Annotated in this window: 17 protein-coding genes and 1 tRNA gene; 8 read left to right on the forward strand and 10 right to left on the reverse strand. The window is 46.6% G+C overall.

The window, feature by feature from the left end; genetic code table 11:
- Positions 1-184 precede the first annotated feature (184 nt).
- Entirely contained in the window at positions 185-1,774 is a 1,590-nt protein-coding gene (gene hcp / locus ATORI0001_RS00790; RefSeq protein WP_003148310.1) for a hydroxylamine reductase, read from the reverse strand.
- A 112-nt stretch (positions 1,775-1,886) separates the two neighbouring features.
- On the opposite strand from hcp, the gene ATORI0001_RS00795 reads away from it, so the two are divergent.
- Positions 1,887-2,555: a Crp/Fnr family transcriptional regulator gene (locus ATORI0001_RS00795; RefSeq protein WP_003148553.1), complete on the forward strand. Its 669-nt coding sequence runs from the start codon at positions 1,887-1,889 to the stop codon at positions 2,553-2,555.
- Positions 2,556-2,564: 9 nt separating this feature from the next.
- Here ATORI0001_RS00795 and ATORI0001_RS00800 read toward each other — a convergent pair whose 3' ends face one another.
- On the reverse strand, positions 2,565-3,428 hold the full coding sequence (locus tag ATORI0001_RS00800) for an EcsC family protein (RefSeq protein ID WP_003148328.1): 864 nt from the start codon (positions 3,426-3,428) through the stop codon (positions 2,565-2,567).
- Positions 3,429-3,696: 268 nt separating this feature from the next.
- On the opposite strand from ATORI0001_RS00800, the gene ATORI0001_RS00805 reads away from it, so the two are divergent.
- Positions 3,697-4,830, forward strand: coding sequence for an ADP-ribosylglycohydrolase family protein (locus tag ATORI0001_RS00805; RefSeq protein ID WP_003148243.1), 1,134 nt, complete (start codon positions 3,697-3,699; stop codon positions 4,828-4,830).
- A gap of 67 nt (positions 4,831-4,897) precedes the next feature.
- Entirely contained in the window at positions 4,898-5,548 is a 651-nt protein-coding gene (locus tag ATORI0001_RS00810; protein WP_003148654.1) for an HAD family hydrolase, read from the forward strand.
- On the opposite strand, the gene ATORI0001_RS00815 is transcribed toward ATORI0001_RS00810, so the two are convergent.
- On the reverse strand, positions 5,517-6,911 hold the full coding sequence (locus ATORI0001_RS00815; RefSeq protein WP_003148764.1) for an alpha-amylase family glycosyl hydrolase: 1,395 nt from the start codon (positions 6,909-6,911) through the stop codon (positions 5,517-5,519). The two genes, ATORI0001_RS00810 and ATORI0001_RS00815, sit on opposite strands and share 32 nt — an antisense overlap.
- 214 nt (positions 6,912-7,125) lie before the next feature.
- Here ATORI0001_RS00815 and ATORI0001_RS00820 point away from each other — a divergent pair, with 214 nt between their 5' ends.
- The 4 genes from ATORI0001_RS00820 (at position 7,126) to ATORI0001_RS00835 (ending at position 9,355) form a co-directional block, all read left to right on the forward strand.
- The gene (locus ATORI0001_RS00820; RefSeq protein WP_003148704.1) at positions 7,126-7,734 is read left to right on the forward strand and encodes an L-2-amino-thiazoline-4-carboxylic acid hydrolase; all 609 of its coding nucleotides are present in this window, start codon (positions 7,126-7,128) and stop codon (positions 7,732-7,734) included.
- A gap of 93 nt (positions 7,735-7,827) precedes the next feature.
- Complete coding sequence (locus ATORI0001_RS00825; RefSeq protein ID WP_003148582.1) at positions 7,828-8,292, forward strand: HIT family protein; 465 nt, start codon at positions 7,828-7,830, stop codon at positions 8,290-8,292.
- Positions 8,293-8,351: 59 nt separating this feature from the next.
- Entirely contained in the window at positions 8,352-8,984 is a 633-nt protein-coding gene (locus ATORI0001_RS00830; protein WP_003148503.1) for a GyrI-like domain-containing protein, read from the forward strand.
- 107 nt (positions 8,985-9,091) lie between these two features.
- Entirely contained in the window at positions 9,092-9,355 is a 264-nt protein-coding gene (locus ATORI0001_RS00835; RefSeq protein WP_035428211.1) for a SemiSWEET family transporter, read from the forward strand.
- Positions 9,356-9,496: 141 nt separating this feature from the next.
- Here ATORI0001_RS00835 and ATORI0001_RS00840 read toward each other — a convergent pair whose 3' ends face one another.
- The 4 genes from ATORI0001_RS00840 to ATORI0001_RS00855 form a co-directional block, all read right to left on the reverse strand.
- Positions 9,497-10,159 carry a tRNA (cytidine(34)-2'-O)-methyltransferase gene (locus ATORI0001_RS00840; protein ID WP_003148416.1) on the reverse strand — a complete coding sequence of 221 codons (663 nt, stop codon included), beginning with the start codon at positions 10,157-10,159 and terminating at the stop codon, positions 9,497-9,499.
- Positions 10,160-10,173: 14 nt separating this feature from the next.
- Positions 10,174-11,169, reverse strand: a complete 996-nt coding sequence (locus ATORI0001_RS00845; protein ID WP_003148258.1) for an inorganic phosphate transporter — start codon at positions 11,167-11,169, stop codon at positions 10,174-10,176.
- The gene (locus ATORI0001_RS00850) at positions 11,162-11,830 is read right to left on the reverse strand and encodes a DUF47 domain-containing protein (RefSeq protein ID WP_342290591.1); all 669 of its coding nucleotides are present in this window, start codon (positions 11,828-11,830) and stop codon (positions 11,162-11,164) included. Before ATORI0001_RS00850 ends, ATORI0001_RS00845 begins: the two co-directional genes overlap by 8 nt.
- 105 nt (positions 11,831-11,935) lie before the next feature.
- Positions 11,936-12,247 carry an MGMT family protein gene (locus ATORI0001_RS00855; RefSeq protein ID WP_003148343.1) on the reverse strand — a complete coding sequence of 104 codons (312 nt, stop codon included), beginning with the start codon at positions 12,245-12,247 and terminating at the stop codon, positions 11,936-11,938.
- 104 nt (positions 12,248-12,351) lie between these two features.
- Here ATORI0001_RS00855 and ATORI0001_RS00860 point away from each other — a divergent pair.
- Positions 12,352-12,428: transfer RNA gene (locus ATORI0001_RS00860), tRNA-Pro, on the forward strand.
- Positions 12,429-12,474: 46 nt separating this feature from the next.
- Here ATORI0001_RS00860 and ATORI0001_RS00865 read toward each other — a convergent pair.
- From ATORI0001_RS00865 to ATORI0001_RS00875, 3 genes are read right to left on the reverse strand one after another with little or no spacing between them, the layout of a single operon-like run.
- Complete coding sequence (locus ATORI0001_RS00865; protein ID WP_003148544.1) at positions 12,475-12,852, reverse strand: DUF1667 domain-containing protein; 378 nt, start codon at positions 12,850-12,852, stop codon at positions 12,475-12,477.
- Positions 12,845-14,167 carry an NAD(P)/FAD-dependent oxidoreductase gene (locus ATORI0001_RS00870; protein ID WP_237755883.1) on the reverse strand — a complete coding sequence of 441 codons (1,323 nt, stop codon included), beginning with the start codon at positions 14,165-14,167 and terminating at the stop codon, positions 12,845-12,847. Before ATORI0001_RS00870 ends, ATORI0001_RS00865 begins: the two co-directional genes overlap by 8 nt.
- Positions 14,160-15,653, reverse strand: a complete 1,494-nt coding sequence (locus ATORI0001_RS00875) for an NAD(P)/FAD-dependent oxidoreductase (protein WP_003148418.1) — start codon at positions 15,651-15,653, stop codon at positions 14,160-14,162. The genes ATORI0001_RS00870 and ATORI0001_RS00875 overlap by 8 nt, the downstream gene beginning before the upstream one ends.
- Positions 15,654-15,708: the final 55 nt, after the last annotated feature.

Raw genomic sequence — 15,708 nt, forward strand, 5'->3', positions numbered from 1 at the left:
CACAAGTGCAGAGAATTGAGGACGAGAAGACTGCAAAGAAAATCGATTTTATTTTTTAAGTTGTATCACATAGTCACGACGATCATAAATCTGTGCAATTATGCAATAAGCTTCCGTAAATGAAAGAAATCCTCTATGTAATCATCAATTACATAGAGGATTTTAAGCAAAACATAAAAATTACTTATGCCAGCATCTTCGCAAGATCCTCAGACACTTCACCAATTGGAGCAATACCATAGTTCTCAACGAGGATATTGAGGACGTCAGGACTAATGAAAGCAGGAAGCGTTGGCCCAAGCTTGATGTTCTTGATACCGAGGTGTAAAAGGGTTAAAAGCACACAAACAGCCTTCTGTTCGTACCAAGAAAGTACAAAGCTCAAAGGTAGATCGTTAACGTTACAGTCAAACGCTTTTGCAAGTGCAAGAGCAATCTGTACTGCGCCATATGCATCGTTGCACTGACCAACATCCAAAATACGTGGAATACCACCAATAGTTCCCAGGTCAAGATCATTAAAGCGGAACTTACCGCAAGCAACAGTAAGAATCACAGAGTCTGTTGGAGTCTGCTCAACAAGCTCAGTGTAGTAGTTGCGGCCTGGTCGTGCGCCATCGCAACCGCCAACTACAAAGAAGTGCTTGATAGCGCCTGACTTAACAGCATCAATAATCTTATCTGCAATACTTAAAACGGCACCGTGGGAGAAGCCTGTCATGACTTTATGTCCACCATTGATGCCGGTAAACTCTTGGGCGGTTTCATATCCTCCCAGCTCGAGCGCTTTATTAATAACAGGAGTGAAGTCCTTCTCGCCATTAACCTCATCAATATGAACAAGCTCAGGGAAGGCAACAAGCTCTGTTGTAAAAATGCGATCTTTATAGCTGGGGCGTGGTGGCATTAGGCAGTTAGTGGTAAAAACAACGGGAGCCGGAATATTTTTAAATTCCTTCTGTTGATTTTGCCATGCAGTACCAAAATTTCCCTTGAGGTGCGGATATTTACGAAGCTCGGGATATCCATGAGCAGGAAGCATCTCGCCGTGAGTATAGACGTTAATGCCTTTGCTTTCAGTCTGCTTGAGAATTGTCTCCAAATCACGCAAATCATGTCCTGAAACCACAATAAAAGGTCCTGGTTCAACAGTGAGAGTGACTTCGGTTGGTGTCGGAGTACCATAAGCACCGGTATTTGCGTCGTCCAAAAGACCCATGCAAATGAGATTGACCTCTCCTACTTCAAGCGTCAGAGACAAAAGTGTGTCAACAGAGGACTCGGTAGCCAAAGCAGCCAGCGCCTTAACAAAGAATGCATCAATACGCTCGTCTGTTTTACCGAGCACGCGGGCATGATAGGCATACGCCGCCATGCCGCGCAGGCCAAAGAGAATGAGTGATTTCAGAGAACGAATATCCTCATTGTCAGTCCAAACGCCACCTAGTGGCAAATCAGCTGCAGCGCTTATACCGGCTTCTGCGGCAAGACGGTTCTTTTCGCTTTGAACCTGCGTTGTAATTGCATCAACAGCCTTTTTGTCAAAGTTAACATTAGTGACACAGGTAAAGAGTCCATTAACGATAAGTTCGTCAGCGCGACGAGTGCGCTTGTGAGCCACCAGTTCTGTCTGAGCCAATCCTACAAGCGCTCCGGTAAGTTCATCTTGAGCAAAAGCAACATCAAAGGGCTTGCCACAAACGCCAGCTTTACCGGTACATGCTGTACACGCTGCGGTTTGTTCACATTGAAAACAAAACATCTTGTCTTCCATAACATCCTCTCCAAATTCCGATTCGTTTTCGGCTTTTCTATAGTGCTCCCACTATGTAATGATGTATGTTGTAGTTACAACATTTGATGATTTTTAGCGATAAGGACGTGCTGTGGCTGGTTTTAGCATTGATTACAACCTGCTTTCAAAGACGAAAGCATTTGCAGGAGTAAGCGAAAACGATTTTGAAGCGCTTCTCGCTCACCTCAAGGCAAAGGTACGGAGCTATCAACGTGAAGAGACAATCTTTTGTGCAGGTCAGAAGTCGCACCAGTTTGGAATTGTGCTTCAAGGTTCCGTTCACGTTGAGGGATCCGACGCGCAGGGAAACATTTCTGTCATGGGTGCATTTCATGCAGGCGAGATGTTCGGCGAAGCGTATGCGGTACTGGGCAACGTGCCTCTGCTGACGAGCGTCGTGGCATCGGAAACATCCGAGGTGCTCCTTTTAGACGTGCGACAGCTTACGACACACGTATGCGCGGTGTGTGCAGGACTTGATCGCCTGACTACCAATCTTTTGCAATCGGTTGCCGAAAAGAACGTCATGCTGTCACGACGTATTCAAGATGCTGCCCCTAAAAGCATTCGTGGTAAATTACTTGCATACCTAAACACGCGAGCCCAGATGGAAGGCTCGCGTGAGTTTGACATTCCGTTCAATCGGCAGCAACTTGCCGACTACCTTGGAGTTGATCGAAGCGCCTTAAGCGCCGTTATCTCTTCTTTGGCTCGTCAAGGCGTCATTAAGGTACACCGAAGTCATTTTGAGATGCTGTAGTACTTACTATTAAATATCTTCGTTTAACTGACCTTTTTGTTCAATTACTGCATCTGGTTCTTTATCATCAACGTCAATGAACTCAGGATCAATCTCAATAGATGAAGATGAGTAAATAGTACTATCTGCAAGGGGTGTTGTTTGGAGATATTTTTCCAGTTTCTTTGCCATGGGATAATAAGTACCCAGTGTAATTCCTCCTGAAACTGCAGCGCCAATAAGTGGAACGATTTTTGATACACCTTTTGCAAAGACGTCCTTTGTCATCTTTACACCAATAAACGCCGCCACTTTCTTTACCACGGGATACACAACACCTTTAGTAAGAGCCTTTTGTGGTAACTTTTTCGCTACTTGTTTTGCCATTTGCTCGGCAATTTTTCCAATAGCTTCGTTTGCTACACCGGCGCCAAACATAACGCCCATAAAGAGTATGAGCATATTCTTTGTTGCTTCATCAATTTCACTAGTATTTTCATCAAAGAAATCTGGCCATCCATAGAGATATGCAAGCTTTTGTGAAATTCTCATAGCATGAACGACATACTGTGCCAAGTCAGCAGGAATTGTTGCGGCCACCGCAAGACCTCCGGGAGCACCGGCCGCCGCTGAAAGTGCGGTAACTTTTGCTGTCTCAAACTTAATCGAACCTTCTGAAGCTTCATCTATTACTCGTATGCTTACACCGGCCTTCTCTGGAGATGTATCTATAATTTTCTGTAATGTTTTTTCATCAACTTTAGTCTTAAATGATGCCCTAAGAAACTCCTCACGATTTATTCGGGCTCCCGGTAGCTTTACTGCTGTTATGACTGCATTATTAAAAACTTCTTCCGGGTTTAAATCTTCGAGTTCTGCAAGAGGATTATTCATTAGTATTCCTTTCGAAATATTTCTCAGATAAAAGTAACTGACAGTCAGAGATTACCCCCCCCCGCTTTTTTAGCAAGCAACAGGGAAAAGGTTTTCGTAAACGGTATATTCGGAAAATAGAAATGGCGGTATATCCGAAATGACCTATCAGACCTCAGACGGTATCTATGTCGTTCCGATTACGGACTTAACAGCCTAAGGTAGACTTACGCTATTGAGATACGGTAACGATATAGTCATGGTGGTTTCGAGCGATGGGAGTGTGAGTATGGATAAGCAAATCTTTGCTGATGCAGTCCGAGGCTGCCTTGTGGGAGGAGCCGTTGGAGACGCGCTTGGCGTGCCCGTGGAGTTTCTCGCCACAGAAGAAATATTCAAGCACTATGGTGCCGCGGGTATCCAAGAATTTGACCTTGATGCCGCAACAGGCAAGGCCCTCATCAGCGACGATACGCAGATGACGCTCTTCACGGCTAACGGCCTGCTCTTTGGCTATACCAGAGCACTCTATCGTGGGATTTCCGCCGCTCCCAGCGTGTATATCAGAGATGCTTACCTGGACTGGCTCCATACGCAGGTACCTGATTTTACCAACACCCCTCTTCCCTCTTGGCTGCTTGAAGTTCCTGAACTCCATGCGTGGCGAGCTCCCGGTCGCACCTGTCTGACCGCTCTTGCCAATGGAGCGCACGGAAGTCTTGATAACGTCATTAACAACAGCAAGGGCTGCGGCGGAGTCATGCGTGTAGCTCCTTTAGGAATTTTTAATGAAAATCCGGTCCAGGCCGCTCAAAACGCCGCCGAAGCGGCCGCCATTACCCATACGCATCCGCTTGGTTTTATCTCTGCCGCAGTACTTGCTTTTCTTGTTTCGACGTTTACCCATCGAGACAACCCGCAGGTCACAAAAGATGACTTCAAAGAAGCACTTCTCGCGTGCTACACAATGCTTAAAGAAAAATTTTCCGAGTTCAAAGAGGATGTCGAAGCGCAGATAGCCTTACTAAAACAAGCCATTGACCTTGCCGAATCTGGCGAGAAGGACTTGGATGCAGTACTCTCGCTCGGAGAAGGCTGGGTAGGTGAAGAGACCATTGCGATTGCCGTGTACTGCGCATGCAAACACCTCGACGACTTTGATGCGGCGGTGCGCGCAGCAGTCAATCATGGCGGCGACAGCGATTCCACCGGAGCGGTCACGGGCAATCTTATAGGCTCAATCGTCGGCTTCAATCGCATTGACACACGCTGGATTAAAAACCTTGAACTTGCGGATGTTATCCTTGAGATGGCAGATGATCTTGTAACTTCGCGTTACAATGGTTTTTCGGAATGGAATGTCAAACCCAGTGAGGCTGAACTTCGCTGGCAAAACAAGTACATCGAGGGGAAACGTCTCTGATAAGTTCTGCAAAAAATGCTCCAGCTCAGTTCTTTTGAACGCACCGTTGAAGCAAAGGATGGTACCTATGAACAAAAATGCTTTTATCTTTGATATGGACGGCCTGCTTACCGACAGTGAGATCGTCTCGTATGCCATCTTTCGTGACGTACTTGCCGAAGCTGGTGTCAAACTTACAAAGCAGGAATACGCAACGCATTGTTGCGGACAGCCGGCTGAGCCCAGCATTCATTATCTGAAAGAGCGCTATGGGCTGCCTTGGACCGAGCAAGAGCTGGCCGATAAGCTTCACCGGTTGGAGTTTGAACGAGCAGGAGAGATTGTTGCAAAACCCGGAGCTCAAGAAATCCTTTCCTACCTTAAAGACCAGGGATCAAAACTCGCCCTTGCCACTTCAAGCAAAGTTCCTCGTGCGGAGATCATCCTGACAAACAATCGTCTGCGTGATTTTTTTAATGAACTCACGTTCAGCCATGAGGTCAAATATGGCAAACCCGCTCCCGATATCTTTTTGAAAGCTGCATCAAAGCTTGGCGAGAAGCCCGGTGAATGCGTCGTGTTTGAAGACTCCGAAGCTGGCGTTCGCGCTGCTCATGCAGCGGGCATCCCTGTTATCTGCATTCCGGACTTAAAGCAGCCAAGCGACGAGGTGCGTGCACTTGCCTGGCGCATTGAGCCATCGCTTCTCAGTGCGTTGGAGTTTCTGCGTCAAAGCTAGCCTCTAAAGACTCTTCATTCGGCAGTGGAGTGGTAACATCCAGCGGAATTCCAAGCTTCCAGTACGAAAGGCTAAATGCCGGCAACTTCACAGTACCTGACAGGTCAGCAGACTCTCCCGTAAGTAACTCTTGCGCCGCTCCCCCATTAAGCGGTACGTCAAAGTCGCATTCGTCAGCGTTGACGGCAACCCAGATTTTCTCGCCATCACACGCGCGCTCAAAAACCAACTGTCGGTTGGTAAGAAAGACCTGTCGATAACCACCATATTGAAGCGCTTTTTGTTTGCGATGAAGCTTTGCGAGCCGCGAAATCAACGCGGTAAGCTCATTCCATTCAGGCGTGGGATAGCTCATACGCAGCGCGTCGTCTCCGTCGTGCTTATCGCCTACAGCACCCCACTCGCTGCCATAATACACACAGGGAATGCCAGGCATGCCAAAGAGAATTCCATAGAGTGCCGGCAGGTGACGTTTATCTTTGAGTATTGTTGCGACGCGCGTAACGTCGTGATTGTCAGCAAACGACAAAAGATGTGTGTTTTGGTATATACCGCCCTCACCAAACTGCCGGTTGAGGGAGTAGTTAATTTCAAACAGGTTAAGGTCGTTAAAGCTGGAATACAGCCCCTTTTGACATTCGTAGTTTGTGCAGCTCTCAAGCATGTCGGGATTGACGATGCGCTTGTAGTCTCCACCGAGGATCTCTCCAAGCAGCAAGAAATCAGGTTTCAGGCTGTCACAAAACGAACGCAGCTGTCGCAAAAAGCCCTCATCAAGCAGATATGCCACATCAAGACGGATCCCATCGATGTCAAATTGCTCAGTCCATAGCCTGATGGACTCAAAGAGATGCTGTACTACCTCAGGATTGTGCAGGTTCAGTTTTACCAGGTCATAGTGGCCTTCCCAACCCTCATACCACAGGTTGTCCCCATAGGCATCGTTGCCGCCAAAGTTTATAAAAAACCAATCTTTGTAACGGGATTGCTCTCGCTTTTCCAGCACGTCCTGAAATGTCCAAAAGCCGCGGCCGACGTGATTAAACACACCGTCAAGCACCACACGAATACCTGCTTCGTGAAGTGCTGCGCACACGTTGGCAAAGTCCTCATTCGTTCCCAAGCGCACATCGATTTTTTGATAATCACGCGTATCGTAACCATGCCTATCCGATTCAAATACGGGCGAGAAGTACACGGCATTGCAGCCAAGCCTCGTCAGATGAGGTATCCAGTCAACGACCTTGAGAATTCTATGTTCAAGTACACCGTCGTTCTCGCGTGGTGCACCGCAAAACCCAATGGGATAAATTTGGTAGAAAACGCTCTCGTTTGCCCAATTGATTGAATTGTTGTCAGCCATAACCCGCTCTCTTCTGATTGCTTTGTACTCACCATAGATATGGTACATATTCAGTTTAGCTTTAGGGTCTTACTTTTGAGGTTTATGAAACCAAGTATTCTTGATTTGCCACGTCTTGTGCTTTTATGCCAAAGGTTAAGAGCGTAAAATACTAGAGGCAGCTTTAACTCAGTCTTTTGAACATCAAAACATTTCAACAAAATGTGAGGTGCGTATGAGGGTACAACGGCTTATCAAAGAAACCTGCAAAATCGTCTCCGAAGATGTGGGTGAAGTCAAAGCAGCCCAAATCGCACGGTCAGCGCAAAACCGATATGAAGCTCTACGTGCAGAAAACTCGTCGGATTCCAAAGAGCTCCGATCTCATTCATATAAGCGCATTTATCCTGGAATTGCAGTATATGAAGCCATGAGGTCAGAGGGTATTTCTCAAGAAAAGGCCGTCTGGTATATCCGCGAGTATTTCCAACGACTTGCTGCTAAAAGAGTGCCTTTTTTCCAGAGAACCATTAAAACGTTTGGCCTTGCTCGGAAATTCCCTCACCTTTTTGTGGCAGGCGTTAAGAAAAGCTGTCAACCAAACGCAGGATTTGTCTATGAGCTTCCAGAAAGCCATGACAATGAAGCTCGAATCAATATTGTCAGATGTCCATATTTCGAGATATGTAAACGGTATGGCTGTCCAGAAATAACTTCTGCATACTGCGATAGTGATGACGCAGGATATGGCAACCTGCACCCAAATCTCATCTGGGGTCGTACAAAAACCATAGGACACGGTGGTGATTGTTGTGATTTTCTTTTGGAATATAAGGAAGAATAAATTGTATGTAAAACGTCATTTATTCTTTTCTCAATTTTTAAACCATGAAATATTACGTTGTACTATATAGATTGTAAGGAGACGAGAAACCCTATGTGCTTGATTTGCGACCGAATCCAAATGATCAAAGCAGGCAACAATCCTTATTTTGTTAAAGAATTAGAAACAGGCTATGTCGTCCTGGGAGATAATCAACATTTCAAGGGTTATACAATCTTCCTCTGCAAACAACATGCTACAGAACTACATGAGTTAGACGCTGACTTCAAGCTTAACTTTCTCAAAGAGATGTCGCTTGTTGGAGAAGCTGTATCGCGTGCGTTCCCATGCGAAAAAATGAACTACGAGCTCCTTGGCAACGGCAACTCTCATCTTCACTGGCATCTCTTCCCCAGAGTAGCCGGCGACCTTGGAAAATATGGACATAACGGCAAAGGTCCCGTCTGGTGGTATCCCATGGAGAAGATGTATGACGACTCCACTCGTCCTTCTCCAGTAGAACTAGATGAGCTGAAGTCAAAACTTTCACGTGAGCTTACTAAGGCGGTTTCTTTATAAAAAACATAGTTTGTTACGATAGGACTGCTTTCGCTAACCTTTCGTAAAGGAGATGAAGAATGGCTTTTGACTTCAAAAAGGAATTTAAAGAGCTATATGCACCAAAAAATAAGCCCAGCTTAATAACTATTCCGCCTATTAATTATCTTGCGGTAAGAGGATCTGGAGATCCCAACGTAGAAGATGGTGAATACAAGCAGTCAATAGGTCTGCTTTACGGCGTTGCTTATGCCATCAAAATGAGCAAAAAGAGTACACATCATATTGAAGGATACTTTGATTTTGTTGTTCCTCCATTAGAGGGCTTCTGGTGGCAAGAGGATACTCAGGGCGTTGATTACGCACATAAAGAAAACTTCAAGTGGATTTCAGTTATTCGCCTGCCTGACTTTGTTACCAAAGAAGATTTTGATTGGGCTGTTGCTGAAGCAACTAAGAAAAAGAAGTTAGATTTTTCTAAGGTAGAATTCTTTACCTATGATGAAGGCCTCTGTGTACAATGCATGCATATTGGACCTTACAATAACGAGCCTGAAACTGTTTCACTCATGCATGAATACATGGAGAACCAGGGATACGTTTTAGACATCAACGATGAGCGCATGCATCATGAAGTTTACCTAAGTGATGTGCGTAAGGTAGCTCCTGAAAAACTAAAAACCGTGATCAGACATCCAATCAGAAAAGCCTAATGAACTTCATTGCTTTGGGTATAAATCTGTAAACCAATCTTCTAACTAAAGCAATAACATTAAATTCTAATTTCACGAGTAGTAAAATAACGAAGGAGGAGGTGTTTATGTCAAAGAAACAGATTAATCTATTTGTAGGCTCTATCGGAGCTTTTATCGGAGTATTTGTTTTTATCGCTTATATTCCACAAATTATTGCAAACCTACAGGGAGTAAAGGCTCAACCTTTTCAACCACTATTTGCAGCAGTTTCTTGTCTAATTTGGGTCATCTATGGTTGGACTAAAGAGCCCAAAAAGGACTGGATTCTTATTATTCCAAATACTGCTGGTGTAATTTTGGGCGGTTTAACGTTCCTCACTGCTTTATAGTAATTAAACAACAGCTTTAATTTAATAATCCAGCAGCATCTAGTGGTGCTGTCGGATTTTAATTAACACACATCTTGCCTCTGTAGTTTTTCTTGGTGCTTTTTTCGTTCTGTATCATAAACAAACTCAATAGGCTAGTTTTTAGACATCCATTCTTGGAAAACCAATCTGCCTCAGCGCCTCATACAGCACAATGGCAGCCGCATTTGAGACATTGAGTGCGCTGACCGAAAACTCGTTAGGGTCAATAAAGTTCCCACAGATATCCTGCTGTAAAAGCACAGGATGAGAGTACTGATCCTCACCGTCAAGTGCGTCGTGCTTCTGGCTCCAGTCTTCACGGTTAACTAGACTGACAGAGTCTTGCAACATCGGAATTCTCTCGCACTCGTCTGCGTACTTAGCAAGAAGTTCCTCGGATAGTCCTAGGCTTTCTTTGCCAAAAATGAGATAATCACCATCACGATACGTTGCCTGCGTATACGTCTTCTTGGCTTTTTTAGTAAGAAAATGCAGGCGAGGTTTATCTACAGCACCATCGTTAACATCGTGTGTAAAATCGTCTGCTGATACGTTAGGCATATCGGCTAAACCGTTCTTCTCTACAAATTGATTCCAATTGTCATAGACAGAAACGTTTAGACTTTTCCAATATGCCATACCTGCACGTTTGAGGCTTTTATCATCAAGTGAGAAACCCAAGGGGCCAACTAGGTGCAGATGCGTACCACTTACAACACAGGTGCGACCAATATTGCCAGTATTGGCAGGAATCTCTGGTTCTACTAATACAAGATTAAACATTACTGACCTTGCCGTTATGCCAAAACAAAGCTGATCAAGAAAGCAATCAAGCCGCCAAGCGCCATGGTTGCCGGCAACGTAACAAACCAAGCGGCAATAATTTTACGAGCCACACCCCAACGAACAGAGCTACGACGCCGAGCAGATCCGGCGCCCATGATGGAAGTGGTAATGACCTGCGTGGTGGAAACGGGTGCGCCTATGGCTGTCATGAGTTCGATAGCAACCGTGGAGCTTGCTTCTGCAACAAAGCCAATAACCGGAGTAAGCTTGGTTACACCGTCGCCAACGGTGCGCATGATGCGGCTACCTCCAATAGAGGTACCGAGCGCCATGGTGGTTGCACAGAGTAGCTTGACCCATAGAGGAATTCCCATTGAAGGGTCATGAAGGCCGGCTGTCACCAGTGCAAGTGTGATGATACCCATGGTTTTTTGAGCATCGTTGTTACCATGACTGTAAGCCATAAATGCAGCCGAAAGAACCTGAAGACGGTGAAACAGACCGTGCGCTTTTTTAGGTGGCCAGTTTGCAAAGAGCTCAAAGACCAGCTTCATGATGAAATAACCCAAAGCCATGCCAATAAGCGGAGAAGTAAACAGTGGGATAACGACCTTCTTCAGAACACCTTCCCACATAATGTGATTGGTAGTTCCGGTAAATACGATGGTTGCACCAATAAGGCTCCCAATCAAAGCATGCGAAGACGAACTTGGAATTGAAGCCCACCAGGTAAATAAATCCCAAATAATGGCTCCGGCCAATGCAGCAAAGACCACATAAAGCTGCAGCTGAATATCGACAAGACCGGACGCAATGGTCATGGCAACTTTTTCACTCATTAAAGCGCCAATGAAGTTCATGGTTGCCGACATCAGAATGGCAACACGTAAAGGCAGTGCCTTGGTATACACCGTAGTGGCAATGGCATTTGCAGTATCGTGAAAGCCGTTAATAAATTCAAAAATGACTGCGGCGGCAAGAACCGCAACAAGCAGAATACTACCCATTTTTCACAATGACATTCTGTAGGGCATTTGCGACGTGTTTGGTGGCATCAAGCGTAGACTCAAGTCTGTCCATCAGGCTCTTCCACTTAATGACCTCAATAGGATCGGTGACGTTTCTAAAGATTGAACTCAGGGCATTGCGGTAGACAACATCACCTTGATCCTCGTATTCGTTGGTTGCCCGCGTATGATCAATAACAGAATCATCCTTATGATAATCAGGGAGATGTTCAAATGCTTTCTGAAGTTCTTCGGAAGCAAACAGGATAAGATGTGCCATCTGACCTGCTTCTGGACGTATCTCGTCAATATCGTACATATCAATATGAGCTGTAACGCTTTCTATACCATCCACAATCTCGTCCATAAGAAGAGCCAGCTCAGAGATATCTTCACGATCAAAAGGTGTGATAAAAGAGGTGTTAAGAGTAGAAATAATCTTTCCTACCTGATCGTCACAGAGCGACTCGTAATTTGTAATTTGAGCGGTAAGATCTTCATGATCAGGGTAATTTTCAATAAACGTGACAAACAGTTTTGCAGCTGAAACGGTCAAAACACTAAACTCAGAAAACATACTGTAAAAAGCATCTTCTCTACGAGAAACACGGCTCATATATTGCCTTTCGATCAAGCTATTTTGCCAAAACCACAAATACATTATGAGTATACAGCAGCGTAGGAAAACTATTAAGCACGTTGTAGAGGCTGAAAGTGCTTTATTTATAGTTGCTTTATGTCTTGAATTTCACAACTCGTTTTCTTGTCAGACTTCCCAACTGCATACCTTCATATCAACGCGACCATCAGGCAGAAACGTAATACCTTCTTTCTCGAGAAGTACTCTTTGTGCGTCAGGTCCACCGAAGGCAAAGCCGGGAGCAAGGGAACCATCTTTGAATACCACACGGTGGCAAGGAACTCCTCCGGCTACACCGGGACTTTGGTGCATGGCAAAGCCCACATAACGAGCCTTGCGAGGCTCACCGATCATACGGGCAATCTGCCCGTATGTGGTAACTCTGCCTTCAGGAATCTGTTTGACAATATCAAAAACGCGCTGAAAGAAGTTGTCCATGGCACCCGCTTCATTTGTTTGCTTTAGAAAAGAAATGTTGATTCTTACTTGCTCATTTTATGCCCAGATGATAAGGTACTAAATCGTGCAATGAAGACGCACATCGGGTGGTGGCGCAGTTTGGTAGCGCACTTGACTGGGGGTCAAGGGGTCGCTGGTTCAAATCCAGTCCACCCGACCATTAAAACACAAGGTCAGAGGGTATATTTGCTCTCTGACCTTTTTCATTATGCCCCAACTGTACCCCGCACTGATTTTGTAGTAATGATATCCGCATCAGTTCCGGCCACCCGGGCGAGAAGCACGGCGCCAAGAGCAACGGGAGCCTGAACCCTCAGACCGGAAATCTCCTTGACAACGTCAACTACTTTATCCTTTGGCACCTCTACCGACGTCTTCACCGAAACCATGTCAATAACACCATTGTCTACGGGAACCGTAGTGGTAACCGTACGCACGGGATGCGTCACCTCAGCGCGGGCATAGGAATTCCCTCGAGGACAAGCGTTGCCTGAAACTTCAACGATCTTCTCGTCATCAAAATGAACGGTTACCGAGCAGCCCCTCGGACACCGGATACAGGTAACGGTCTGTATGTTAGGCATGGGCAACCTCCTCAAGGCAAACGGTGATGGAATCAAGCGCGCCGTGGTCATGTGTGTAAGAAAGAATCGCTTCTTTTTTGAGAACTACCTGCTCCATCTCACCCGGCACCATAATGGGTTTACGCTTCTTTAGTACTTGCGTGTCATCAAAATAGACTGCGATCGCTCTGTCTTTATATACGTTGTCCACGCGAAAACGCACACACAGGCGCTCTCCCATAGCCTCGGGGTCAATGTGCTGCGGAACGGTGTACCGGATGCCGTCTTTAGCGAGAAGCTCAATATGAGAGGAGTTCTCTTGAGACAGCGCCTGCCCACGCTCCACAAAAGCAGCGGCACTCTGACCTGCAAAGCAGGCTTCTTCGGAGACATAATCGACAAGGTCATGCACGTGAAGAACGTTTCCGCAGGCAAAAATTCCGGGTATGGATGTCTCAAGGTGCTCAGAGACTACGGGTCCGCGAGTTATACGAGAAAGCTCTACTCCGGTCTCACGTGAGAGATCGTTTTCGGGAAGCAGACCCACGGAAAGCAGCAAGGTATCGCAAGGATAGAGTTTTTGCGTACCGGGGATGGGAGTGCCGTGAGCATCAACCTCGGAGATCTCCACCGCCTCCACGCGCTTCTCGCCATCAATCCTGGTGACGGTATGTGAAAGCAGCAGTGGAATGCCAAAGTCATCAAGACACTGCACGATATTGCGCTTGAGGCCGCCTGAATACGGCATAAGCTCGGCCACACAGGCAACATGAGCTCCCTCAAGCGTCATACGGCGAGCCATGATAAGGCCAATGTCACCGGAACCAAGGATGACAACTTCTTTGCCCGGCATACGTCCTTCGATGTTCACCAGACGCTGCGCCGTACCGGCGGTAAAAACTCCGGCAGGGCGAAAACCGGGAATGGCAAGTGCACCACGTGGGCGCTCACGACAACCCATGGCTAAAATAACGGCTCCCGCATGAATGTGCATGAGACCGTTCCGTGAATTTACACACGTAACGGTTCGGTCACTCGCAACGTCAATGACCATGGTGTTTAAAAGCACCTCAACGTTTGGATCGTTTGCAACTTTCTCCACGTATCGTGCGGCGTATTCAGGTCCGGTAAGCTCCTCTTTGAATGTGATAAGCCCGAAACCGTTATGAATGCACTGGTTAAGAATGCCGCCAAGCTCGCGGTCGCGCTCTACAATGAGAACGGAATGCGCACGCGTCGCACCGACGTTTACCGCCAAGGCTGCCGCCAGTCCGGCTGGTCCCCCACCGATAACAACCACGTCATATGAGGCGGACACCAAGAACTCACTATTCACACTTCTCACCTGCCTCAAATGGGGCAACAAGCTGCCCTTTATTCAATCCATAAAATATTTCTGAACCAGTCCCTGCTTTCGAGGTTTTCTCGATCGTAAGTCCCGGTACCCATTGAGCGAGAAGATCAAGAATCTTCGGCGTACAAAATCCCGCCTGGCAACGACCCATACAAGCTTCCGTGCGGCGTTTAACACCGTCTAAGGAGCGCGCACCCACAGGAGAGGTGATGGCAGCGATAATCTGCGCCTCCGACACGCGATTACAACGGCATACGATTTGTCCGTACGCGGGATTTTCATCTATCAGCGCTTGCCAATCGTCTTCCGATATTTTCAAGAGATCCGGCATTTTAGGACGATATGGATTAAACGAAGGATTTTGCGGAAGGCCAAGCATCTCTTGAACCATCTGCGCCACAAGGTGCCCAATGGCAGGCGCTGAACTGAGACCCGGAGACTCGATTGCGGCACAGTCGATAAAACCGGGAGCTTCAGGAACCTCGCCGATAACAAAGTCATGATCTGGCTGATGTGCGCGAAGTCCGGAAAATGTGGCAATAATATCCCAAAATGGAATATCTTTTACCGTCATTGCAGATTTGGCCTTCACCTCAAACAATCCCTCTGCGGTAGTGTCAGTCCCCTCTTTTTCCGTAATGTCTTCCGCATTGGGTCCTACAAGAAGATTTCCACCTGTCGTTGGAGTAACTAACACACCCTTTCCCAACTTTGTAGGAAGCGAGAATATCGTGTGGTTGACATGGGCTCCCGCCGATTTATCAAGCACATAATACTGGCCTCGTCGTGGAGTTATGGTGAGCTTCTTTGTGGAAACCCAGTTATGAATTACGTCTGCATAAACCCCAGCGGCATTAACAACCGCACGAGTCTGGTATTCACACTTACTTGTACGAACACACCAAAGAACCTTGCCGTCATCTGTTATGAGTTTTTCCACGCTTTTTACGGGGCTGTCAAAGAAAAACTCAACGCCGTTTTGCGCGGCACAATCTGCAAGGTGATGACAGAGCTGGAAGGGATTAACGATGGCGCTTGTTGGAGCAAAGAGAGCCCCTACGGCTTCCTCGGATATGTGAGGCTCAAGCTCAACTAAACGTTTACGATCTATAACCTCAAGCTCATCTACACCGTTATCTTTGCCACGTTGCTGCAGATCATACAGACCTTTGAGCATCTCTTCTGCAGTGCAGACCACAAGCGCGCCAATTGGGTCATAATCCACGCCCAACTCTTTGCAAAGCCGTGGCATACGACGTGATCCCTCAACGTTGAGTTGAGCCATAAGACTGCCTGGTTGTGCATCAAAGCCGGCATGTACGATGGCAGAATTTGCCTTTGTCGTTCCGGCACAAACATCTTCTTCACGTTCAATGACTGCAAAGCGTCCGCCGTACATGGAAAGCTCTCGCGCAATGGCGCAGCCAGAAACTCCTGCTCCGATGACAATCGCATCGTAAACCTGCATTACCTTTCACCTCTCCTACCGTGCAATGGGCTTCTCGCTACGCCCCGATGTTGAA

Source organism: Lancefieldella rimae ATCC 49626 (genome assembly GCF_000174015.1).
Taxonomy (GTDB): domain Bacteria; phylum Actinomycetota; class Coriobacteriia; order Coriobacteriales; family Atopobiaceae; genus Lancefieldella; species Lancefieldella rimae.